General features: G+C 53.1%; 16 protein-coding genes. 8 read left to right on the forward strand and 8 right to left on the reverse strand.

All coding sequences use genetic code 11. The features are described 5' to 3' along the window. Window positions 1–35: 35 nt before the first annotated feature. A complete protein-coding gene (locus Q0D52_RS02465) occupies window positions 36–398 on the forward strand; it encodes an Hpt domain-containing protein (RefSeq protein ID WP_294379942.1) in 363 nt (120 codons plus the stop codon). A gap of 143 nt (window positions 399–541) precedes the next feature. Here the strand turns inward: Q0D52_RS02465 and Q0D52_RS02470 are convergent, their stop codons facing one another. After that, window positions 542–2,419 carry a GH25 family lysozyme gene (locus Q0D52_RS02470; protein WP_294379943.1) on the reverse strand — a complete coding sequence of 626 codons (1,878 nt, stop codon included), beginning with the start codon at window positions 2,417–2,419 and terminating at the stop codon, window positions 542–544. A gap of 274 nt (window positions 2,420–2,693) precedes the next feature. Between Q0D52_RS02470 and Q0D52_RS02475 the strand changes: the two genes are divergently transcribed. After that, window positions 2,694–4,544, forward strand: a complete 1,851-nt coding sequence (locus tag Q0D52_RS02475) for a L,D-transpeptidase family protein (RefSeq protein ID WP_294379944.1) — start codon at window positions 2,694–2,696, stop codon at window positions 4,542–4,544. Window positions 4,545–4,702: 158 nt separating this feature from the next. Further along, window positions 4,703–7,303 carry a hypothetical protein gene (locus Q0D52_RS02480; protein WP_294379945.1) on the forward strand — a complete coding sequence of 867 codons (2,601 nt, stop codon included), beginning with the start codon at window positions 4,703–4,705 and terminating at the stop codon, window positions 7,301–7,303. 80 nt (window positions 7,304–7,383) lie between these two features. On the opposite strand, the gene Q0D52_RS02485 is transcribed toward Q0D52_RS02480, so the two are convergent. After that, window positions 7,384–11,121, reverse strand: coding sequence for a hypothetical protein (locus tag Q0D52_RS02485; RefSeq protein ID WP_294379946.1), 3,738 nt, complete (start codon window positions 11,119–11,121; stop codon window positions 7,384–7,386). A gap of 286 nt (window positions 11,122–11,407) precedes the next feature. On the opposite strand from Q0D52_RS02485, the gene Q0D52_RS02490 reads away from it, so the two are divergent. The 3 genes from Q0D52_RS02490 to Q0D52_RS02500 are packed head-to-tail and all read left to right on the forward strand — an operon-like array spanning window position 11,408 to window position 14,594. Further along, entirely contained in the window at window positions 11,408–13,174 is a 1,767-nt protein-coding gene (locus Q0D52_RS02490) for a phosphotransferase (protein ID WP_294379947.1), read from the forward strand. A 37-nt stretch (window positions 13,175–13,211) separates the two neighbouring features. Continuing rightward, window positions 13,212–14,318, forward strand: a complete 1,107-nt coding sequence (locus Q0D52_RS02495; protein ID WP_294379948.1) for a hypothetical protein — start codon at window positions 13,212–13,214, stop codon at window positions 14,316–14,318. A gap of 3 nt (window positions 14,319–14,321) precedes the next feature. After that, window positions 14,322–14,594, forward strand: a complete 273-nt coding sequence (locus Q0D52_RS02500; RefSeq protein ID WP_294379949.1) for a hypothetical protein — start codon at window positions 14,322–14,324, stop codon at window positions 14,592–14,594. A gap of 117 nt (window positions 14,595–14,711) precedes the next feature. On the opposite strand, the gene Q0D52_RS02505 is transcribed toward Q0D52_RS02500, so the two are convergent. After that, on the reverse strand, window positions 14,712–16,787 hold the full coding sequence (locus tag Q0D52_RS02505) for a DUF6541 family protein (protein ID WP_294379950.1): 2,076 nt from the start codon (window positions 16,785–16,787) through the stop codon (window positions 14,712–14,714). 125 nt (window positions 16,788–16,912) lie between these two features. Between Q0D52_RS02505 and Q0D52_RS02510 the strand changes: the two genes are divergently transcribed. Then, entirely contained in the window at window positions 16,913–18,022 is a 1,110-nt protein-coding gene (locus Q0D52_RS02510) for a glycosyltransferase (protein ID WP_294379951.1), read from the forward strand. 187 nt (window positions 18,023–18,209) lie between these two features. Here the strand turns inward: Q0D52_RS02510 and Q0D52_RS02515 are convergent, their stop codons facing one another. Genes Q0D52_RS02515 through Q0D52_RS02535 form a run of 5 tightly spaced genes read right to left on the reverse strand, consistent with a single transcriptional unit; the run spans window position 18,210 to window position 22,400 of the window. Next, on the reverse strand, window positions 18,210–19,052 hold the full coding sequence (locus Q0D52_RS02515) for a phosphorylcholine transferase LicD (RefSeq protein WP_294379952.1): 843 nt from the start codon (window positions 19,050–19,052) through the stop codon (window positions 18,210–18,212). 18 nt (window positions 19,053–19,070) lie between these two features. Then, window positions 19,071–20,087 carry a glycosyltransferase family 2 protein gene (locus Q0D52_RS02520; RefSeq protein WP_294379953.1) on the reverse strand — a complete coding sequence of 339 codons (1,017 nt, stop codon included), beginning with the start codon at window positions 20,085–20,087 and terminating at the stop codon, window positions 19,071–19,073. A 25-nt stretch (window positions 20,088–20,112) separates the two neighbouring features. After that, window positions 20,113–21,336, reverse strand: a complete 1,224-nt coding sequence (locus tag Q0D52_RS02525; RefSeq protein ID WP_294379954.1) for a hypothetical protein — start codon at window positions 21,334–21,336, stop codon at window positions 20,113–20,115. A 6-nt stretch (window positions 21,337–21,342) separates the two neighbouring features. Then, window positions 21,343–21,693, reverse strand: coding sequence for a DUF2304 domain-containing protein (locus Q0D52_RS02530; protein ID WP_294379955.1), 351 nt, complete (start codon window positions 21,691–21,693; stop codon window positions 21,343–21,345). Then, window positions 21,690–22,400, reverse strand: coding sequence for a glycosyltransferase family 2 protein (locus Q0D52_RS02535; protein ID WP_294379956.1), 711 nt, complete (start codon window positions 22,398–22,400; stop codon window positions 21,690–21,692). The genes Q0D52_RS02530 and Q0D52_RS02535 overlap by 4 nt, the downstream gene beginning before the upstream one ends. Window positions 22,401–22,547: 147 nt before the next feature. On the opposite strand from Q0D52_RS02535, the gene Q0D52_RS02540 reads away from it, so the two are divergent. Continuing rightward, window positions 22,548–23,747, forward strand: coding sequence for a glycosyltransferase family 4 protein (locus Q0D52_RS02540; protein WP_294379957.1), 1,200 nt, complete (start codon window positions 22,548–22,550; stop codon window positions 23,745–23,747). Window positions 23,748–23,767: the final 20 nt, after the last annotated feature.

Consider the following 23,767-nt stretch of genomic DNA (forward strand, 5'->3'; position numbering starts at 1 on the left):
CAGGAACGAACACGTCCGAATCCCAGGGAGGCACAATGGACGAAAAAGACATTGCCGCGTTGCAAAACGCCGACATAGATTACGAGGACATCATCGACCGCTTCGAAGGCAACGAATCGCTGTACCTGAAACTGGCGGAGCTGTTCCTCGACGACCCCCACATGCCCAACGTCCGCCGGGCATTTGCCGCAGGCGATCTGGCAACCGCGGAGACGGAAGCCCACGCCCTCAAAGGCGTAGCCGGCAACCTCTCGCTCACCAACGTGCACAAGCTGGCGAAAAGCATGAACGACGCCCTCCGGGATGGCAACGAAACCGCAGCAACCAAGCTGCTCCCAGAGCTAGACGAGGCATACGCAAAGGCAGTAGAAGCCTTGCGGGAGGTGCTTGGGAGGTAGAAAGCGATAGCGCACACGCAACACATCAACGTCACACCAAACAACGAAGCAGGCCGGATCACCAAAGCGACCCGGCCTGCTCTTGTATGAGAGGAAGACGCTAAGCACAGCCCGGCCATTTTCAGCCGGTCAGCTGCATCGATCTAGTATCCAGGAATCCATCTTCCGTCCGATCCGACATAGTACGAACCGATCCACTGGTCTTTTGCCATAGCTCCATCTTCGAGAAGGTAGTAATCCCCTTCCCACGAAGATGATTTCATTGCCCCGGAACCGCTATAAAAATGCCAGGTTTCTCCGTCATCAAACCAACCTGTGACCATTGCACCAGATGACGCGAATCGATACGCAACGCCTCCGATAACCTGCTCCCCAACCAGCATCTTGCCTGCATCGGAGAAGCAATACCAGCTGCCATTCACGAACTGCCACCCCGTACCCATCGCGCCAGAACCGTCGCAGTAATACCAGGTACCTTCATCGTCTATCCAACCAATATGCATAGCGCAGCTAGTAGGGTCGAAATAATAGTAGTTAGCCCCGATTTGATTCCAACCCGTTCTCAGGCACCCCGAGTTATCAGACCAATACCAAGAACCGTTTACAAACAACCAGCCGATGCCCATAGCTCCAGATCCGTTTAGCCAGTACCAGCTCTGACCATCCTTCAACCATCCGGTTGCCATGGCGCCGTTTGCGGGGTCAAGGTAGTACCAAGCTCCCCCCACAAACTGCCAACCGAAGAGCATGACACCGTTTCCGCCCATGTAATACCACGTCCCCCAGGCATCGGCCCAGCCAATGGCCATCGCGCCGGACGAGGTCAGCCAGTACCAGCTCTGACCGTCCTTCAACCATCCGGTTGCCATCGCGCCGTTTGCGGGGCTGAGGTAGTACCAGGAACCATTGATCCACTGCCAACCTTTCAACATGGCGCCGGATGAGTTCAAATAGTACCAACTGCCATTCGAAAGCACCCAACCGGTCTGCATCCAGCCAGCGGAATCAAAGTAATACCACGTGTCATCGATATAGGCCCAACCATTCGACGGGTAGCTCCCATTTTTATACTGATACCACCAAGAGCCATTAGAGAAAACCCACGTATCTTTATGACGAATCGGGCCCGCAAAATCGAAATTGATATCTACTCCCCCAGCAATGCCGTTAATCAATGTATTGCTGTCAGCCTGCCACATCCCATATTTGCCGGAATACGTGCATTTATAGTTATATTGAGCGACCCAACGAGGCCAAGAGGAGAAAGCGGAGTCGGTCAAACGGTTAGTCCACCAATTGGTATTCGCGTACACACCTGGCGTATAACCAGCAGCAGCAATAGCATTGCAATATGTCGAAGCGATACTCCCTAAAGCCGCGGATCCAAGTTTCCCCTGCTGATTCTCATCTTCCATATCATAGTAAACAGGGTAAGAAAGGCTATAAGGGCTAAGGCCGGCTTCTCGCAAGAGCCTCAAGGTATGCTCTGCTTCGCTTTGGGCCATTGCATTATCGGTAGCATATGAATACAGATACACGCCAAAAGGAATTCCATAACGTTGGCATTCCTGAACATTCCTCAGAAATTGCTTGTCGTCCTGATTCGAATAATCGCTTCCATAGCCGCATCGAAGAATCGCATACGTCACACCGGAAGACTGAACCTGGGACCAATCGATATTGCCCTGATGCTCCGAAACATCAACGCCGAATCCCACGGCGCTATTGACTATCGTCCCGTTAGAGCCATACCAAACGCCGCCCTCATTCCACCACGAATTTAGCCGATTTGCGAACAACGCGATACCGGTTCCCTCTCCATAGGCATCGTAATTTCCGTAACGCCAACTACTCGCATACGAACCGGAGCCTTGGTCGTATTCGTTAGCAAATCCACCCGACTCGCGCTCGGCGCATGCATCATCAACAACATCGGCAAACGAGCAAACAGGAACAGCAAGCGACAGCGCCACCGCTAACGCACAAATCAAAGGCAAAGTCACCCGATTAAACAAGACCAACACACTCCTATACGCTATTCTGAACTTAGAAATTCGGAACTGTAAGTAGCACCACTATAGAGGAGAGGAGCATCTTATGAGCAGAAGAAAGCACCGAAATCCGTTTCAATGGCGAAAACTCGCCGTTTTACCGACGGCGACATGCCTAGCACTGTGCATGGGAAACGCGTCTCCAGCAATCGCCGAAGAGCCGGTTCAAATTAACGAAACAAACACCGCACAGGTTTCGACAGCCAATGAGCCTTCGCTTGGGGCCAACGCAAACGCGAAAGAGATGCCAACCGGCAAGTCGAACAAAAGCGCTCTTCCTGCCACCAGCATACCTGCAGCGGACGCAAGCCCAGCCGCCAATGAAGGCGGCAGCGAAACGGAGCCCGCGCCCCCTGCCGAGGACGTCTACGCCCTCGTGCCGTCCGAGTCGTCCCCGCACCTGACGTGGACCAAGAACGGCGAGCCGTGCGCCGCCAGCGGGTGGAAGAGCTTCGAGGGCGCGTGGTACTGGTTCGACGGCTCCCCCTGCGCCGCAGAGGCCCGCTGGGTGAGCGACCGCGGCTCGTGGTACTGGCTGGGCGAGGACGGGCGCATGGCCGAGGGCACCTTCGAGGCGCAGGGGTCGCTGTGGCACGCCACCGCCTCGGGCGCGCTGCTCACCGGGCGGGGCTGGGCCTGGGACGGCGCGTGGTACCGCACGAGCCCCTCGGGCGCGCTGACCACCGGCTGGCTGTGGGACGGCGCGTGGTACTGGCTGGACCCGAAGAGCGGCAAGATGGCGGCCGGCTGGTTCCGCGACGGCGGCGGGGACTGGTACCTGGCGGACGGCTCGGGCCGCATGCTCACCGGCTGGCAGGCCGCCGGCGGGCGCTGGTACCACCTGGCGGGATCGGGGAGAATGGACACGGGCTGGCTGTGGGACGGCGCGTGGTACTGGCTCGACCCCGAGTCCGGCGCCATGGCGACGTGGTGGGCCCAGGACGGCGCCGGAACATGGTGGTTCCTGGCGCCCGACGGCAGGCTATCCGGCAACCGCTGGGTGGCCGGCTGGGCCGGCTCCTGGTACTGGGTCGACGCATCGGGCCGCATGGGCTCGGGCTGGCTGCCCTGGGGCGGGTCCTGGTACTGGCTCGACCCCGAGACCGGCATGATGGCAACCGGCCCGGAAACGATCGGCAAGCAAGACTACTACTTCACAGAGTCTGGCTCGATGGCTGCAAAGCAATGGGTTCCCGTCGACGATACCGGGAAGTACCGCTTTGCCACGGCAAACGGCGAACTAACCGCCAACGCCAGCAAGACTAACGGCGAACTGGTGCTGTTAGACGACTCCGATGCGCCCCTGTCTGGATGGGTCAAAATCGACGGATTTCACTTCTATGCCAAACCGGATTCGGGGGCCATGGCAACGCAATGGCAGATGATCGACGGCAACTGGTATTGGTTCGGCAGCCAAGGAGCGATGGCAACCGGATGGACAAGCGCCAACGGGTCGTGGTATCTCATGGCTCAAAGCGGCGAAATGAAAACCGGATGGCAATATGTCGATGGAGCCTGGTACTATCTCGACCCCTCCTCGGGCGCGATGAAAACCGGATGGCTCAACGAAAACGGAACTTGGTATTGGCTTAGCGCAAGCGGCGCCATGTTAATCGGCTGGCAATACGTCGATGGAGGTTATTACTACTTCAACGCCAGTGGAGCATGGGACCCTTATGCCGACCCCATGACCCAGCGAGCACAAGGCTATTACAGCGCCACAAACTGGCTCATTATGATAGACACCGTTAACAACGAATTCGGCGTATATTGGGGATGGCAAGGCAATTGGAAGCTTCAATACCATTGGAGCTGCTCAACGGGAGCTTGGGCAACGCCTACGGTTCTCGGTGAGTATACCGTCGGCATTAAAGGATACGTGTTCGGATCAGGATTCAGCTGTTACTATTACACCCAATTCTATGGTGACTACCTGATTCATTCCGGCGAGTACTATCAGGGGACTTTCGTGGAAATGGATAACCGTCAAGGCGTGAACATCTCTCACGGTTGCGTTCGATTGACCCTTGATCGAGCGAAATGGGTATACGACAACATCCCATACAACACAAAAGTCGTAACATACATGGGCTAAGCCCGATAGCATATTATGCCGGGGCGCAGATGAAAACCCACCTGCGCTCCGGCGTTTTGCGCTTTCCGCCAAACCTCTTGCAAAATGCCGCACAAGAGGCAATCAACAAAGATGTAATCTCGAAGCTAGGCTTCACGGACACCAAGGAAAGGAACAAGATGGAGAACAGACGCTTCACAGCGCTCGCGTACTTCCGAAGCGCCACTCGACAAGCCGCCATCGTCGCGTTGGCGGCAGCGTGCTGCGCCGCGATCTCAAGCGCAGGAAACGCAAGCATTGCCATAGCTGACGAAGCAACATCGAGCACAATCGAGCGAGGCTCCGATCAGCTCGTTGATACCTCAGCGGCAGATCCGGCCACCACCATACCTGCGGCGGACGCGAGCCCAGCCGCCGACGAAGGCGGCAGCGAAACGAAGCCCGCGTCCCCTGCCGAGGACGTCTACGCCCTCGTTCCGTCCGAATCGTCCCCGCACCTGACGTGGACCAAGAACGGCGAGCCGTGCGCCGCCAGCGGGTGGAAGAGCTTCGAGGGCGCGTGGTACTGGTTCGACGGCTCCCCCTGCGCCGCAGAGGCCCGCTGGGTGAGCGACCGCGGCTCGTGGTACTGGCTGGGCGAGGACGGGCGCATGGCCGAGGGCACCTTCGAGGCGCAGGGGTCGCTGTGGCACGCCACCGCCTCGGGCGCGCTGCTCACCGGGCGGGGCTGGGCCTGGGACGGCGCGTGGTACCGCACGAGCCCCTCGGGCGCGCTGACCACCGGCTGGCTGTGGGACGGCGCGTGGTACTGGCTGGACCCGAAGAGCGGCAAGATGGCGGCCGGCTGGTTCCGCGACGGCGGCGGGGACTGGTACCTGGCGGACGGCTCGGGCCGCATGCTCACCGGCTGGCAGGCGACCGGCGGGCGCTGGTACCACCTGGCCGGCTCCGGGCGCATGGACGCCGGCTGGCTGTGGGACGGCGCATGGTACTGGCTCGACCCGGAGAGCGGGGCCATGGCCGTCGGCTGGGCGCAGGACGGCGGCGGCGCGTGGTGGTACCTGCTGGGCGACGGCACGCTGTCGGGCCAGCGCTGGGTCGCCGGCTGGGCCGGCTCCTGGTACTGGGTCGACGCGTCGGGCCGCATGGGATCTGGCTGGCTGTCCTGGGGCGGGTCCTGGTACTGGCTCGACCCCGAGACCGGCATGATGTCCACAGCAGACTGGGTAAACGATCGCGGTACGTTCTATTGGGTGAACGCCGATGGCATCATGGCGTCGAATAGTTGGGTCCACGATAGCGAGGGATACTGGCATTGGGCCAACAAATCGGGCGCCATGGCAAGCGGATGGCTTATCAAAGGAGCAGCGAAATACTACCTTGACCCTAAAGATGCCAAGCATCCTATGACCACCGGTCTTGCAACTATAGATGACAAGCAATATTCGTTTGGCCCATCTGGCGAAATGCAAACTGCCGCATGGGTAGCCATAGACGAATCAGGGTTCTACTCCTTCGCAGGAACCGACGGCGTAATTTCAAGCGTTGTCAGAAAAGATGCAAATGGCACCATCGTCGACAGCGAGGGAAATGCCTTGTCGGGTTGGGTAGAACTTGGCGGCACGCGTCTTTACGTCGATCCCGAGACACATCAGGCAAAAACAGGCTGGCTGAAACGAGATGAAGGATACTATTATCTAGACGCCGCTTCAGGAAGCATGCACACAGGCTGGACCCATGTTGATGGCTGCTGGTATTACCTCGGCCAAGACGGAATCATGCAAACTGGCTGGCAATCGATTGGAAACACCTGGTATTACCTTAGCCCCGCAAGCGGAGCTATGAAAACCGGCTGGCTTTCGGAAGGCGGCACGTGGTACTTCCTCAACAATAGCGGAGCTATGGCCACGGGCTGGATATGGGACAACGCCTGGTATTACCTTCGCCAAAACGGAGCTATGGCAACGGGTTGGATATGGGACGGAAGCCGTTGGTACTTCCTTCAGGCAAATGGCGCCCTTTTTAAGATCAATGACATGGTATGGGCACTGAACTCTTTTGGATTCAACGGCCTCAATTCCTTCAATACCAGCCGCTCGATTTCAAACGGTGCTTGGGACGAATTGCAGAATGCTATTAACAACTATTCCAACATGGGATGCACGGTCGGATTCACAATGATAGACCTAACCACAGGTGCTGGCGTTGCATACAATGCCCACTGGCGTCACAACAGCGCGTCCACCATCAAAGGTCCTTATGTCGTAGCGCTGAACAAGTTATGGCCTTGGGAGCTGGCGAATTCCGAGTCCGATATGTTCATCACGCTTGATGTTTCCAGCAATTTCACCTATGCAAACCTTTGCAATCGCTATGGGCATTTCCCGTTAGATTACATGGTCAGCGAAGTAGGTGCTGGCGGATTCGCTTGGGACTGCGATTACGGTTATTACAACTCTAAGGACCTTTGCAAAATGTGGGTTGATGTGGCAGACTACCTTATCAATGGCGGCCAGAACGCCGAATGGCTGCAAAACGTTATGGGCAACAACTCCCATATCACCTCACGCGGCGCTCTGTCCTGGACCGGAGCAACGGTTTATGCGAAATCAGGATGGGTAAACGGCTACGTTAATTCGCACAATGAGGGCTATCTGGTTATGCGCGGCGACCACCCCTATGTTGTGGCAATCATGTCCGATAACATCCATGAAAACAGCTGGTGCATGGCGAATCTGGTAAATGCCATCGATCGAGCACATAGCGAATTGGTCTGGTAGATACCCAGATTTAAATTCAGAATAGCAAAAAGGGAGGGTTGCCTTTCATGGCAACCCTCCCTTGCTTTAGCCAGCTGATGCTAGTGCCAGCAAACCTTGCACATGCTGCGATTGCCGGCGTCATACCACGTGCCGTGAAGTATCGTAGTCGACTTGCTTAGCGTGGGACAACCGGTAGTTCTGTGATAGCTACCACCGCTTGGCGTCCAATAGACGTACTGCCATTGACCATCAGCGCCCACATAGTAGCCACCAACCCACTGGTTTGTGGCCATTGCACCGGAACCGGTTACGTAATAGTCGCCAACCCAGCGATTGGTCGCCATCGCGCCGGAACCATCAAAGTAATAATAAGTACCGCCAATGCTTCTCCAGCCCGTAGCCATCGCGCCTGAAGCATCGAACCAATACCAGGTGCTCCCGAGTTGCAGCCATCCAGTCTGCATGGCGCCAGAACCCGCAAGGTAATACCACGCGCCACCGGACTGCTGCCAACCAGTTAACATGGCACCAGAACCGGCGAACAAGTAGTACGTACCGCCAATCCTCGACCAGCCAGTAGCCATTGCGCCGGAATCGGCAAACCAGTACCACGCTCCGCCGATAGCTTGCCACCCGGTTGCCATGGCACCCGAACTTGCGAGGTAATACCACGCGCCACCGGATTGCTGCCAGCCGGTCTGCATGGCGCCAGAGCCTGCAAACAAGTAGTACGCGCCATCAACGATACGCCATCCGGTCGCCATTTCACCGTCAACGTCGAACCAATACCATGCGCCGCCGATAACTTGCCAGCCGGTCTGCATGGCGCCAGAGCCGTTGCAGTAATACCACTTTCCACCGTCTGACACCCATCCGGTTTTCATGTATCCAGATGCATCGAAATAATAGAAAGAGCCATCGATTTCTTTCCAGCAGGAAGAAGGATAGGTATCGTCGCCGTTGCTGTACCACCAGCCACGCGAATCGCTCATCCATTTCGCCGGGTTCTTCTCGATTGTAAAGGTTTTATCTTGGGTGCCGGAGAAATTGCCCTTGCCCGCGATGGAGACTTTTGCCGTCCCAACCTTCACGTTATCGGAAAGCGTTAACACGTAATCCGTCCCACGCTTCAGCTCTTTCCCGTTGAACGTGCATTTCACATTTGGGGAAATCGCCTTACCGGTATAGGCGTACGTTTCATCGATACCGGAAACCTCCACCTCGGAGATGGAAGTGGGCTCTATGCGCCAATCAACGGTAAGATCATCGGAGGTGCCGGTAGAAGCCCAGACGCAATGCTCCTTATCCTTCAGGGACAGCTTTGCCGCATAAGAGCCGGCGTTCGTGGCGGAGCCGTTTTCGACCGTATAGAAATCGGAATCTTTGATTCCCACCTGCTCAGCACCCGTGTACGCTAACCCTTGCGGAGCTGACGGAGCCTCAACGGATTGCCTCTTATCCGGTTTCGGCTCGATAACGTGAATCGTCATGGAGCCAAGCTCTTTCACTTCCCAATTGTTAACATCCTGCACATAAGAGCCATAGCGCGCGGAGGTGGGATAGCACAGCGTTACCGTCGTATCCCCAACACCTCGTGCAAGCATCTGCAAAACATCTTGATTATTCAAACCTTCGGTGCCGTCGGCGCTCTTGAAAACGGCTACGCCGGTATTGCCCGTTTTGAAAACCAAGGGCTGCAGCGCACTGCGTTCCGATTCGGTAAGCTTGTCCAAACCGGCAATGTACTTCGACATATCGAGTTGCTTACCCTGCTCAACGGTCAGCTCATCCTGCGTCAAGCTCAGCTTTGCGCCAATATCATCTCGATCGACAACGGTGACCTTGCACGTGCCTTGATTGCCCCAAATGTCACTGATAGTGATATTGGCAACACCTGCGCTTCTTTCGCTAAGATACCCATCTTTGATGGTAGCCACTTCGGGATTATCGCTAGTGGCGGTTACATACGGAACATAATCCGGGTAACCGGACGAGGTGACTCCGTAGTCAAACTGAACATGCTGTCGCTTTAGGGCCTCAATAGCTCCATTTGCTTCGTATGAAGAGAGGTAAGTTCCTGACGAGTTCGGTCGAGCGACTATGCTCGCCCCCTTCGTGATGTTCTTCTCCATGTAAATCGTCGCTTCAGGCTGAACAACCAATGTTGGATTCACCTGCTCGCCAACGTGAACGGCGATTTTCTTCTCAACGCCCGTCGGATTACCGTCCTTATAAGCAGTCAACGTTAACACGGCATCGCCAGGGTCGCCCACGCAAACCTCAAGATTAGCATTGGCGCTAAACTGGTTGCGGCTAAGATAGGCGGAAACAACAGATTCATCCGAAGAGGAAACACGCACATCTTGCCCAAGCGTGAACGCATGAGCCGAATCAGCACCGCGCACCAACACATATGCTTGCGTTCCAAGCTGTTCCACGTGATTGACGCCGCTCGCCTTGCAAATAGCGCAATCCGTAACCGCGTTGAAGGACAGGGAATCAGCGCTCTCGATGGATGCAATGGGATTCTCTTCAGCGGAAACGACCACATTGACAACCTGATCGTCTTCATAGGTTCGATATCGACCCTGGAACGAGTAATGAACCTTTATCGTTGCAGTACCGGAAGCCACGGCGTCCAAAACCAATCGCCCGCCGATGCCGGACTCGCTACCGTTTTCATCCAGTTTGCATGAAACCACCGAGGGATCGCTTGATTCGACCGAGTAGTTAGACAAAGCGTTCCTTGCCACGCGATCCTCGGAAAGCCAGCCACGCTTATCCATAGTAGGAAGATAGGTGTCAGCGGTGTCAAAAGCAACAGAGGCACCTGGCATCAGGTAGCCATTAGCGCATCCATCATCGATAACATGAATTCCCCAGTTCGGCTCCGCGCTCATATTGGAGAACTGCCCGTCAACTTTCGCCCCATCACCGAAACGCTCAACAATCGGTGTTGTATCAGCGATTCGATTACCCTGGCAACTAAAGCTGGTTACCGATTGGGGAATCTTGCTCAGGTCGACAAAATCCAAGCCGCATGAATACAAGTTAAGACTCTCCAACTTGTTGCATGGAAGGAAATCATACGATTGCAAATCCAGAGAATTGAATGAGCAACGCTCTAAATTCGGAAACAATGATCCATCAAAATTCAAAGCTCCTGAGCAAAACGTCAAAGATAAATTAGTCAACGTGTTGCTGCATTTTGCAATAACCCTCTCATAGTTCAACTTGGGACATTTAACCAGCCCTAAGCCGCGAATACTATCGACCGGGATATCCAGCGAACTAAGATTGGCGCATTCGCTGACGATCAACTGCGTCAAATGATTGGCATTGCGAACCTCAATCGACTCAAGCGAAGGCATGCCTCGAACATATAGTGAGTCCAGATTCGAGGCATCTTCGAGAATCAGGCGCCTCACACCCACAAGCGCATTGCCATCGCGTTCGTCACCGGCTATATCAAGGTTCTTCGGAGTAATGTTTCCGGAATTGCCCTGGCTCGTCTCCATATCGAATGTTTTAGGGATTGCCAAAGTATCGCCCGACAAATCAGCATCGCTAATATCGACAGAGTAAAGCTCCTGGATAGGGTTTCCGCTTTCGTCATACAGAGGATATCCGTTTTCGTCAAAAGAATACTGGCTTGACGTCCATCCGTACAAACCGGAAACACTGGCTGAAGAAGACGCAACGGCGTCCGCCGATCCGTCTTCCCCCTCAGCGGCAACCGCCACGCCACCCCAGGGCATAAGCCCGACGGCAAGCACGGCAGACAGCCCAAGCCTAACAGCCCGCGACGGCGGCCTCGATTGGAATCTCTTTGCCATTTCTACCCCTTTCCTAAGAGAAAGCTACCTGACCGTATTATCCCCCCTCACAAGCTCTTCATAAAGCATGTATCGCTCGAATTAAACGCATTATTACGTTTGCTCAAACGAGGAATGTGAGCCCTCCCTCATATCTAGCCACATATATTCGGCAAGGTTCAATAGATACGCAAATGACCCTGCTGTTCAATATTTAGCATACTTGTGATGATTTTGAACAATACCTCACATTGTTCGAACTTCTTGTTACGATTCGAATATCCGAACAACGAAAGGCGCTTCAACAATGCTGTCTCAGAATCAATTCAAAGTGATCAACGCTCTCAACAAGCAAAGCGAGCTTACCCAAAGAGAGCTTTCAAACGAGACCGGACTTAGCCTTGCCACGATCAACGCCACCTGCAAAGAGTGCGAAACTGCCGGCTTGATCGAAAGCGGCCGACTCACTATTGCGGGCATAGCCGCATTGAAGCCCTATGCTGTAGATAATGCGGTTATCCTTGCAGCCGGCCTCTCATCGCGTTTCGCCCCTATTTCCTATGAGCGCCCTAAGGGACTGCTAAAAGTTCGCGGCGAAATCCTCATCGAGCGCCAAATCGAACAGCTCCAAGCTGTAGGAATCCGCGACATCGTCATCGTAGTCGGCTACAAAAAGGAATCGTTCTTCTACCTCGAGGACAAATATGGGGTGAAGATCGTTGTTAATCGCGAGTATGCATCTCGCAACAACAATTCCTCGCTCATGCTGGTTCGCGAGATTCTCGACAACACCTACATCTGCTCGTCGGATAACTATTTTGAGGAAAACCCCTTCGAAAGCCATGTGTGGAAGGCTTATTACTCCGCAGAGTACGCTGAGGGCTTCACGAAGGAATGGTGCATCAAAACCGGATCGCATGACCGAATCACAAAGGTGACTGTCGGCGGAACCGATGCGTGGTACATGATTGGTCACGTGTTCTTCGACCGCGTGTTCTCCGCACATTTCCGCGAAATCCTTGAGGCCGAGTACGATCTACCCCAAACTCGCGACAAGCTCTGGGAAGACCTGTACGTCGAGCACATCAAAGAGTTCGACATGCAAATCAGACGATACGACCAGCCGATCATCCACGAGTTCGACTCACTCGATGAGCTGCGAGACTTCGACCCCCTCTTCCTTGAGAACCTTGATTCCGAGATCTTCGACAACATCGTCGCAGTTCTCGGCTGCGACAAATCCGAAATCCATAACGTCTACCCGCTCAAACAGGGGCTTACGAACCTCAGCTGCCACTTCTCCACCAATGATGGCGAATGGGTATATCGCCACCCCGGCGTAGGAACAGAGCTGCTCATCGACCGCGCAGCGGAGAAAACCGCCCTCGAAACCGCGCGAACTCTTGGGCTGGACAACACCTTCGTTTTCGAAAATCCTCGACGCGGTTGGAAGATCTCGAAGTTCATTCCCGACTGCAAAAACCTCGACCCGAAAAACGATGCCCAGCTGCAGAAAGCAATGACTATGGCGCGTCAGCTGCACGAGTCCGACGCCACCGTCGAACGCCGCTTCAGCTTCTACGACGAAGGCAAAGGCTACGAGCAATCGCTCTTGGCAAGAGGCCCCATCGATGTTACGGATTGGGCGGACATGGAAGCCCAGGCAACGGAGCTCCATATGCTGCTTGAGGCGGAAAGCAGCGAACCGGTGTTGTGCCACAACGACTTCTTCAGCCTGAATTTCCTTGTTGAGGAAAACGGCAACGTCAGCCTAATCGACTGGGAATACGCAGGCATGAGCGACTATGCAAATGATTTTGGCACGTTTTGCGTATGCGATCAACTTGACGAGGAAGAGATGCATCGCGCTCTCACGCACTACTTCGGGCGCACGCCCACGGATGCCGAATGGCGGCATAACCTTGCCCAGGTTGGAATGGCAGGCTGGTGTTGGTACGCGTGGTCGCTTCTGAAAGAATCGGAAGGCGAAAACGTCGGCGAGTGGGCCTACATCTACTACCGCTACGGCAAAACGTATCTGAAAAAAGCGCTGGACCTGTACAAACAGCAATAGCTCTCAAAAGGCACCACGAGATCAAGGGAGGAATCCGATGGAGGCAAAAGTCAAAACACTACGCAACCAGCGGCGAAAACAGTTCATGACGAGGGGCATCACCTTTGCCGTGGCATCAGGTATCTGCTACGGCTTATACACGGGCTTCCTCACCTTGGCGGAAACCCAAGGAGTATGGGGCGACTGGTTCGCGGGCACCGAATGGGGCAACGGCAATGCAGCACTGAACGCATTCACCATCACGTTCACGCTTGCCGCCTTAGCAGCAGGCCTCAACGACCTGTTCAGCGGCATATGGTCGATTGCAGTTTGCGCGAAAAACCGGCAGCTTGGCGATTTCTGGAAAACCCTTAAAACCAAGCCGGGCCGCGTGATGATGCTCTGCGCGATAATCGGAGGTCCCTTCGCGACGATCTGCTATGTAATCGGTCTCAACTCGGCGACGGCTTCAGGAAACCCAGGCGTAATCGTACCTATCGCTGCTTTAAATTGCGCCATCGGCGCAGTGCTCGGACGCATCCTCTTCAAGCAAAAGCTGAGTGCGCATAAGGTTATCGGCATTCTGGTTTGTCTAGCATCTGCGGGCATGATCGGAGGAGCAAGCTTCGCCTCCATGGGACCCGACGCACTGCTCGGTTGCCTGTTCGCCTTCCTGGCGGCGTTCGGATGGGGATTCGAAGGCTGCGTCGCCGGCTTCGGCACTATATTGATTGATTACCGAATCGGCATCGCCATTCGCCAAACCACCGCAGGACTCCTAGAACTGCTGGTCGCCTTCCCCATCCTTGCTACCATCGGTGGAGGTATCGGCAGCGTTCCGGAGCTGCTTGGCGCGGCAACCTCCACTCCGGCATTGCTTATCTTTGCCATCTCCGGCCTATTTGCCATGCCAGCTTACTCCTTCTGGTATAAGGGCAATTCGATGTGCGGTACAGCTCTGGGCATGGCATGCAATGGCATGTACGCATTCTGGGGTCCGCTATTCATCTGGTTGATTCTTGGAGTACTGAACATCGGCGGCATGAGCGCCGATTACCCGCCGCTCTCGATGACGCAATGGTTCGGAGCGATCATCATGGTCGCAGGTATCTTCTGCATCGCAGTGAACCCGATCGATATGATTCGCAAAAAGCAGGAGGATTAAACGATGAGCAACGAACTGCCTTTGTATTACGCAATCATGAAACACTTCACCAACGGCAAACCCGATTGCGCAGAGGGCGTAATGCGTGATCTGGCCGCCAGCTATAGCGCCTACAAGCTGTTCACCAGGAAAGACATCGACGAAGCGCTAGCAACCGCCAAGGAAAATGGGCTTCTAGACGAGTGCGATTGGGAAATAGACGCCAATAACGAGCTGCGAACCTACTATATTGCGAACGACTTCGGGAAAGATATGATTGCGCGGTATATCGGATAATCAAACGTATCCGCATCATTCCTCGCATCATTTTGGGACGCACAGCGCGACGAGCATCGAGCAATCGATCCTCCCTGCTCGTCGCGCAAAATCAAACACAATCGTTCAAGTCAAACGCTAGCCCTCCACCGCGGTTATCTTGTACAAACGCATATCGCCTTCCGCAAGGACAACCTCGAATCCCGGAGTATCATCACGTATCGAGTCAATGCCCCGCCACTGCTCTCCCTCTCCATAGGTGAACAAATGCGGGCTCTCGACGTAAGGCTCCCCTTGGTCGAGCTGCAGAACGTATTGTCCGCCGATTACTGACACTGCCTCCCGAACATCATTTCTAGTGGCAGCATCGCAGAGATTATCACGGATAATTCGACTCTCCATCGTCTCATTCGGGACGTCATAATCGCGCGTATGCCTGAAATAGGTTCGTAAATCATCCGCAGCAAATGCGAAAGCCGATCCATCATCCGGAACATTGATAATCAAGGCACCATAAGGCACCGCATGTTTGACTTCCTGAACAAAAGCCTGCTCAGCATCATCGTACACAGAAGCAACCAACGCTCCGGTATGCAGACCGCTCAGCACCGATCTAAACGCAATGGCTCCAGTTTGCGACCCTGGAGCAGGTATTCCCGGAAACGTCGAACCTAGCACCGCGAACAGCGCAAGGCAGGCAGCAATAGCCGTTGACGCAGAAAGCGGAACCGTAGCTTTTCGCACTTTCTCGATAAGCATGATAATCCCTCGCCAGCATGCATATAGACCCATTGCCGATAAGAAGATACCGATCAACGACGCCATAGCACCGCAGCGCCATGGATCGGTATACCAAAACCCGCCAAAAATGTGCTTCAACGGCCCATCGGAGTATCCGTTCACCACAAAAATCAAGCAGGCAAACGCATAAGAAAACGACAGCCAAAGATACCTACGGTGCCAAAGCGTCCAAGCGGCCCCTATCATAATGAGTCCAGCCAGGATTATCTGAGACCCTTCGGCCATAAACCCAACGACCAGGGCGTCCTCAAAAGCCTCCAACCTATCAGCATAGGGAAGCCAGGTATGCTGAACAACCGAAGCCAAAAAAGGAGCGTTATAGCACGCCATCCAGATTGCATAAATGATGGCAAGAGCAATTGCGCCGAACAAGATACGCATAGCAACGCAAGATTTCGCCCTGCACCTCATCGACAGAGGAATACGCGATGCCTGCCAGATGCAGAAAGGCGCAAGCAACACGGCAAGCGTGAACACAGCATTCGGCTGAGCCAAAGCCAGCGACAGCAATGCAAAGACGAAGACAACGGCAAGACCTACGCGCTGTTTACGAGAACAACCGAACTGAAACATCAGCAAAAAAGTAGCCGCGGCGGCAGGAACAAGACAAAACGCGGATAAGTTCGGATAGAGAGGACCGAACAAGATAATCATCCAAGGAAACCCTGCAAACAGCAGCGTGCAGAAAGTGCCAAAAGGAATAACAGCCTTTCGATCGTCGAACAGCACACGCATAAAAGCAAACGAACCAGCAGGAAGGACGAATGCCACAAAAACGAAGTTTGCCACGTTTTCCGCAAGAGCAGTTGTGACCCCCATAGAAGTGACCGCTAATGCAGCTATTGAATACCATGCGGTCGGGTAAAAACCACCACCCGGCAAAGGATTAATGGCAGCATCGCTAGCTGACGAATACAACGATGAAGCAAATGGCGACCAAACCCCGGAGTTAACAAAGCTCTGAACAGTTCCAAGATGACTGATGTTGTCGAATTGTTGCGCGTACGAATCAGGAGACCCTAAATACCAGACGAACAAACCGCCGGCAAACAGGCACGCAAACGCAATGTAGCCAAGAAGGCATGCACTATCAAACGATAGCCTGCCACCAAGCACCGTCCCGTGATCCGACAGGGAAAATGAGACAGGGTGCTTTCGTTTGAGACCGAAACGCAGAATCGCAAAAATAATCGCAGCTAAAGCAAGCAGCGGACCCGCCTGCGACGCCCAGCAAGACCAAATCCCAAGCTTCTCATACGCCAAACCAACCAGTGCGTATGCGGCCACACCCAAAAGCGAAGCCAGCGAGAACGCAAGACAACGCGACACGCCGAATCCGCGCAGCATAAGAAACCCTGGGCCGAACAACGATATCGCGACTATGGCAGTCGTCAGAAAAAACAAACCCCACATGGGAGGCACCTTCCTTATGGTATTTAGCAATATCGAACTATTTTACGTTATGATTTGAACAGTTTGGCAAAATAACGGCGCAGCTTACATTACAGCATAGGCGCCAGATCAACCAAAGGACGAACATGAGCGAATCGCTTGTATCGATAATCGTGCCGATTTACAACGCAGGCCCCTATCTGGAGCAATGTCTAGACAGCATCGTCGGGCAAACGCAAGATAACTTGGAAATCATCTTGCTCAACGACGGCAGCACCGACAAGTCGCTTTCCATCATGCAACGCTATGCCGCCAACGATAACCGTATCAAAATCATCGATAAGCAGAACCAAGGTTATGGCGCCACGTGCAATCGAGGCCTCACCGAAGCTACTGGCACCTGGATCTCCATTGTGGAACCTGACGACTGGATCGAACCTGGCATGTATTCCGACATGCTTGCCTTTGAGAGCGATTTTGCTCAAGCAGGGACACCACTCGACATCGTGAAAACACCGTATTGGCGCATCTGGATGCCCGACACCAAACAGCAGCGCAAGCTGAACTGCAGCTACAAAAACCGCATCCATCCTGCAAAGCAGCCTTTTGCCATTGCTGATGCAGCACACCTGCTGTGCCATCATCCGTCTATCTGGTCTGCCATCTATCGCAAATCATTCTTGGACGATCATGGCATTCGCTTTAAAGAGATCCCTGGTGCCGGCTGGGCCGACAATCCATTCCTGGTTGAAACGCTGTGCCAAACAGACCGTATCGGCTACTTCGACACCGCATATTACTGCTATCGCGAGGAAACGCCGGAAAAATCGAAGAACTTCGCCCACACGAACACCCTGCTGCCACTTGAGCGTTGGAACGATATGATGGATGTTCTCGAGCGGTTGAACGTCACCGACGAACGCATTCTGCGAGCTCACAACAGCCGCGGATTCACCTACCTGTCCGGCATCATCGAAGAAGTCGACCTGACCCATGATGACGTTCGCGCGGAGGCAAAGCATATGTTCGAGCGCATGGATGCAAACCTAGTGTTTACCGACAACGAGGTATCGCCGGGTATGAAGCGCCTTTATGCAAATCTAAGAGGCATCCCCTGCCCGAAGATCAACCCCATGCCACACATGATGGGACTAATCGGACAGGGCGTTTACAATCTGAAGAACACCGGGGTAGTTAATACCCTTTTTGCAACAAAGAACTATCTCGCAAAACGAAACCGACGCGAGGGGAAATAACTCCGACCACTCCAACCAAGCGAATGGGCTGCCCAATACGGGCAGCCCATTCGCTTCAGTAAAGCTAATCAGCCAAACTGTGCCTACTGATTTTGTCCATACAAGCATAGACTTTACTGCGCCAATTACAAATACCGACCATAACGCAACCGGGTTCACGCATGAAGTATGGACAAGGCAAGAGCATCTATAAGTCCTTGCCCAAATACAATTCTTTTGGCGCATGATTACGACGTTGATCCTCAGGTGGCAGTTGATTCCACGTTTGACCATATTGCGTACGCAAGTAACCCTCGACATCGGCAGGAGCGAAAAACTCTTTTCCCTCAAAACAAATGACGCTCGGAGGTAACAACATGCTCTTCGGAAACGGCTCAGTAGCCGCATACGAAGACGCCATCAGCATATCAGACTCTGAATCATCCTTCGCAATCATAGCAACCTTGTCGAACCCACGGTTGATACGCTCAGGAGAAAACAGCGCACGCACCGCATAGTGCGCTACACGACACGCAATTGCTTCTATCGTCCCCATAGCACCTTTGTGCGGCACCACAATGTGCTTGGAATGATACAAATACGAGATACTCTGCCACATCATGCAGCGTTTACGCTGCCGCTTAGCCGCATTCGATTCAGCACAAACGGCATCATACGGGAAGATATCCACGAAAACGCCCTGGTCAAATCCGGCTTCTTCCGTTTCGTCGGTTACAAAACGCGTGTCTGTCAACATAACCTTCGCAAACAAAGCAGCCTGACGCGGATTCATCCGAGAACAAGTCACGCAGAATCGCTCCCCCAGAGCCACAGGAGCAACCTCTAAGAAACGCTCGTAATCTTCGCGCGGCATACCTAGGTCAATATCGTCATCCCAAGGGATGAAACCGCCGTGACGTCGAGCGCCAAGCACAGTACCGGAATCTAAAAAGTAAGTAATCCCATGCTCACGACACACGGAATCGATTGCTTCAAGAATCTCAAGCTCCATCATCTGCAAACGGCGCAATGTAGCCTGTTCGTATTGCATAGATTCCCCTTTAGTAACCTAGCTTAATTGCATTATGCGTTGCTGCTCACGACGCATAGCAAGTCCCAATAAACGTGTTGTTGCCCAATACCCCACGAAATGAATGCACCAGCGAACATACACAACGCGATTCTGCTTTCCGTAGCGTAACAGCCACCGGTATTCCTTCAGCAAATCAAACTCGTGAGATCTTTTATTGAGGCCCAACAATCCAACATACGACAATGATAAAACATAGATATACGATACAAATGAAGCAGCTAATTGTGAGTGGGCGTCATCGCATGCCTTCGCCTCAGTAGCTTCTACTTGGCGCTGAATAATAGAGAGCATAGCTCCAAGCACACTAAGATAGTCAGGCTGTTTGCTTTGCGAAACCGCAGAATTACGACGATAGACGTAGAAAGAGGTTTCCGACCAACCCGAGGAATTGCACGCCAACAACAGCTGCCGCGACCATTCCGAATCCTCGTTGTACCGCAAACCCTCATCAAATGATAATTGCGCGCTGCGCACTACCGAGCGTTTCACCGTTTTTGCCGATGCGGAGGAATAATACAACCCCTGTTGAATAATCGCCCCCATAACGCTTTTGTAATCGGAAGAGGGGCCGATCTCGCTTGCGATATGATATGTTTCGTGAGTAGGAGAAATATCTCCCTCGTGATATTCTCCCAACGGGTAACATAACATGTCAGGATTGTTCCAGGCAATCAGGGCATCATTGAGCACCCGTAAAGCATCGGGGCCATCCCACCAATCATCATTGTCTAAGAACAGCAGGTATTCGCCCTTTGCTTGACTAATGCCGGTATTGCGAGCAGCAGATGCACCTTTATTCCGCTCATGAGAATAGAGGTGAAATCTATCATCTAGCGAGCAATACTCCTGACAGATTTCAGCCGATCCGTCAGTCGACCCATCATCGACCATCACCACCTCGAAATCGCCAAACGTTTGTACGGCAATAGAATCTAAACATTGCCTTACATACATAGAAGCATTGTAAATCGGAACGATAACCGTAAAGCGCATATTCAACTCCTCGCAAGCGCTCAACTTAACTTCGCATAGAAAGCAGGAGGCGAACGAAGCAAAGCACCGATCCCGCAATCAAACCCGCCATAGTGGCAAAACTAGCGCCATTCAGCCCGAACGCAACAAGCATGGGATATGAGCAGACAGCACAGACAACGAACGCAACGGAAAAGCAAACAAGGTTACCCTTCATATCGCGCACCACAACCAGCAAGTCACCCAGAAACCACAAAAAGGCAGTGCAAATCGTGCAACACACGAGCGGTAACAGCAAATAGGAATAATCCCGAATGGAATCACCGTAGATAAGACACAACGCCCACTCGCCAAACCACGCAAATCCAATAAGCGACACCGCAGCTAAAACGATGATTGCGACAAACACCTTTGCAAACAAGCGCAAAAAGCCCGAGGTATCCTTTGCGAGATAGCACTGAGCAAAACTGCTCAACAAGGGGGAATAAATATACTGCGCCCCCATTTGCACCACCACAACCGGCGAAGCTACAGATGCATATGCCCCAAGAGCAGAAGCGCCAAACATTGTCCCTAAAATCTGACGAGGAATTGAGGGGATGGATCCCGCAAACACCAAAGCAACAGCCGCAGGAAGGCATGCAACAAACAATGCCACCATTTTTGCTTTTGCGAAGTCAATCGAATATGCACCGATAACACGCTTTAGACTTCGAGGTAAATAGAATAAGACAACCGCACCGGTAACCAGCGTCATTATGATCAGCGACACCAGCAAGGAATGCGTTATAACCATCCCTCCGCAAAAGGCGATAAGAGACAGAATGCCACGCGCGGTGAGATCCTTGCCAGCAACATCTAGCCTATTCTTTTGCTGCGCAGCTCCTTGGTACACATCGGCGATAATCGGCACGCACGAATACGCGCAGTACGCAACGACTGCGGGAATGGAGTCATTGGCGCACGTTACCGTCGCATAAACAATCATGCACATAAAAGCCGCTGCGGTGCTCAGTAATCGAAACGCCAAGTATTGCCCAGCAGAATACTCTTCGTTAAGGTCGGATACCTGAAAAGCACGCACCTTGAAATACCCTATGGGAGAAAAGATGTTGGAAACAGCCATACCGAGAGCCAACACGCCAGCAGCATCATATCCATCGGAAAGACGCACCACAAACACCGTGATAAGCCATTGGCATACAAGGTAAACCATGGAACCCGAAGTGTTCCATAGCATGTTCTGTTTTACGGACAGCTGTTTTGCCACTACGCGCTACCTTTGCACATCATTACGTTTTGCAGCATCATCAAGCGCCTCGTTTTGCACAAGGTTTCGCACCTTAGCGCGCAACTGCGACACCTCAACCGTGGTATAGAATTCACGGATGACCAGCACCGCAATCACGTATACGAATACAAAATTTGCCGGGCTTTCAATACCGAATATATCTGCAAAGAAAAATGGGATGTCTCGAAATACCCCCATCAGCACCAGCGTAAGCGCGAACAAGAACCAGAACGTGGAATCAGCGATAGTAACTTCCGCCTTGCGGATTTTGCGCAGAATCAACCAGAACGTCAACAGCGCGCCAATAAGCAACGTTGCAGAGAACAGTAGGCTCATTTCTTCCTCCTAAACCACTGCACCAGCAAAATGGAGATGCTCATGCGCAACATATAGGTAATTGATTTCGTAAAATTCAAGTAACTTTCGCCAGCAGTGCGCTCGCGCATTTCCACCTGAGTCTCTTCAACCTTGTAACCCCAGCGCATCAAAAGAGAAATGGTGTCGGGCTCGGGACCGAAATCCATCTCGTTAGCAAAGAGAGGAATCATTTGCCGATCGAACAAACGCATGCCCGAGGTGGGATCCTGAATGCGCTTCCGAGTGGTCAGCAGAATCATGGCGCTAATAAGCACGCTGCCGGCCATGCGGGCAGATAGAGGCTTTTTCTGCGTTGCAAAACGACTGCCGATGACGATGTTGGCATCCTTTGCTTCTGCAACACGTATCATTTCGTAAATATACGCTGCAGAGTGCTGCCCATCAGCATCGAACTGAATGGCATAATCATAGCCATGCTCATAGGCATAACGCATCCCCGTCTGAAATGCACCCGCAAGCCCTAGATTCACCGGCAAATCGATTACGTTATAACCATGTTCCCGGCAAATGCTAAGCGTATCGTCCTTGGAACCATCGTTGACGATCACATAATCAACGCCAGGTGCATTGGACCGCAAATCCTCAATAGTAGATACGATATTGTCCCGCTCGTTATATGCAGGAACAACGGCAATGACACGCCTATTCCCGATAGTCTTGTCCACTTCCCAATTGCTCTCTACTCGGCAACATACCAAATTCCCAAGCGTTTATTGTATCGTCCCTTTCGGTTCATGACCAGAAAGTCATCGTATGTGTATAATCGATTATCTGCGATCGCCCAAAATGCACCCACAATCGCAAGGAGAACCATGCCCGATATTGCTTCTGCGACCAACGTTGATAACAGCACGGCACAAAAGCCTTGCATATGCATTTTCTCTGCGCTGTACGAACCCCACGTCGGGGGCGTTGAATCCTACACTAAGGGCATCGCCGAAGCGCTTGTGGCCGATGGATGCAGAGTCATCGTCGCCACATCGAATACGGACAATGCGACTGCGCTCGAAACGGTCAATGGCATAGACATACTGCGACTGCCTTGCAACCCCCTGCTTAACAGTCGGTTTCCTATTCCGAAAAACAATCAAGAAAGCAAGCGCCTCTGGAGCTGGCTTAACGAGCAGCCTATTGACTATGTAGTGGTTAATACCAGATTTTACCCACACAGCATCATGGGTCTACGCTTTGCAAAACGACACAGCATACAACCCGTTCTCATAGAACACGGATCTGCTCACCTTACGCTTGGAAATGCACTTTTAGATTTTCCCTTGCACGGCGTAGAACACGCAATGACCGCCATCGCAAAACGATACTCCCCCTGCTGCTATGCGGTCTCGAGGAAGGCCAGCGAATGGCTTTCCCATTTCGGATTCTCCTCATGCGGAGAAATCCCTAACTCGATTGAAGCAGATACTTACTTAGGACAAGCGAGCGATCGTCATTTTAAATCGGAATTCAATATCCCGGATAACGCAACGCTGGTTGTAAGCGCCGGCAGATTCGTGCCCGAAAAAGGCGTCCTACAACTAGCAAAAGCAACAAAAATGGCATCCGAAAACGGAAGCAACATCTTCCTTATCATGGCCGGAAACGGTCCGTTATTACATGATGTCGAACAGCTGCAATACCAAACCGTGATTACGCCAGGCATGCTAAGCAAAAGCGACCTCTCCGCGTTACTGCAACAGGCAGATTGCTTTTGTCTGCCATCACGCTCGGAGGGCTTCTCCACAGTATTGCTTGAAGCAGCAGCATGTAACACTGCTGTGATAGCAACCGATGTCGGCGGCATGCGAGAAATCGCACCCACCGACGAATACGGCATCATTTTGCAATCTATGGAACCGAAAGATATTGCTGCGGCTCTCACAAGAGCTGCAGCAAATCCAGAGCAGATTCGACGCATGGGCACATATGCCGCCAAACGCGTTCGCCAGCTCTACACTTGGGACAAATCAGCCCAACTGCTGTTGCACGCCTGCCAAGAAGCGCAGTTGAAGCAGTAGCCACCCACAAACCGCGCAAC

This window comes from uncultured Senegalimassilia sp., from assembly GCF_934630535.1.
GTDB lineage: Bacteria > Actinomycetota > Coriobacteriia > Coriobacteriales > Eggerthellaceae > Senegalimassilia.

What these genes read in the sequence shown, in the direction of transcription:
- Q0D52_RS02465 (WP_294379942.1), top strand. Translation starts at nt 36, where the DNA reads ATGGACGAAAAAGACATTGCCGCGTTGCAAAACGCCGACATAGATTAC.
- Q0D52_RS02475 (WP_294379944.1), top strand. Translation starts at nt 2,694, where the DNA reads ATGCCAACCGGCAAGTCGAACAAAAGCGCTCTTCCTGCCACCAGCATA.
- Q0D52_RS02480 (WP_294379945.1), top strand. Translation starts at nt 4,703, where the DNA reads ATGGAGAACAGACGCTTCACAGCGCTCGCGTACTTCCGAAGCGCCACT.
- Q0D52_RS02485 (WP_294379946.1), bottom strand. Translation starts at nt 11,121, where the DNA reads ATGGCAAAGAGATTCCAATCGAGGCCGCCGTCGCGGGCTGTTAGGCTT.
- Q0D52_RS02490 (WP_294379947.1), top strand. Translation starts at nt 11,408, where the DNA reads ATGCTGTCTCAGAATCAATTCAAAGTGATCAACGCTCTCAACAAGCAA.
- Q0D52_RS02495 (WP_294379948.1), top strand. Translation starts at nt 13,212, where the DNA reads ATGGAGGCAAAAGTCAAAACACTACGCAACCAGCGGCGAAAACAGTTC.
- Q0D52_RS02500 (WP_294379949.1), top strand. Translation starts at nt 14,322, where the DNA reads ATGAGCAACGAACTGCCTTTGTATTACGCAATCATGAAACACTTCACC.
- Q0D52_RS02505 (WP_294379950.1), bottom strand. Translation starts at nt 16,787, where the DNA reads ATGTGGGGTTTGTTTTTTCTGACGACTGCCATAGTCGCGATATCGTTG.
- Q0D52_RS02510 (WP_294379951.1), top strand. Translation starts at nt 16,913, where the DNA reads ATGAGCGAATCGCTTGTATCGATAATCGTGCCGATTTACAACGCAGGC.
- Q0D52_RS02515 (WP_294379952.1), bottom strand. Translation starts at nt 19,052, where the DNA reads ATGCAATACGAACAGGCTACATTGCGCCGTTTGCAGATGATGGAGCTT.
- Q0D52_RS02520 (WP_294379953.1), bottom strand. Translation starts at nt 20,087, where the DNA reads ATGCGCTTTACGGTTATCGTTCCGATTTACAATGCTTCTATGTATGTA.
- Q0D52_RS02530 (WP_294379955.1), bottom strand. Translation starts at nt 21,693, where the DNA reads ATGAGCCTACTGTTCTCTGCAACGTTGCTTATTGGCGCGCTGTTGACG.
- Q0D52_RS02540 (WP_294379957.1), top strand. Translation starts at nt 22,548, where the DNA reads ATGCCCGATATTGCTTCTGCGACCAACGTTGATAACAGCACGGCACAA.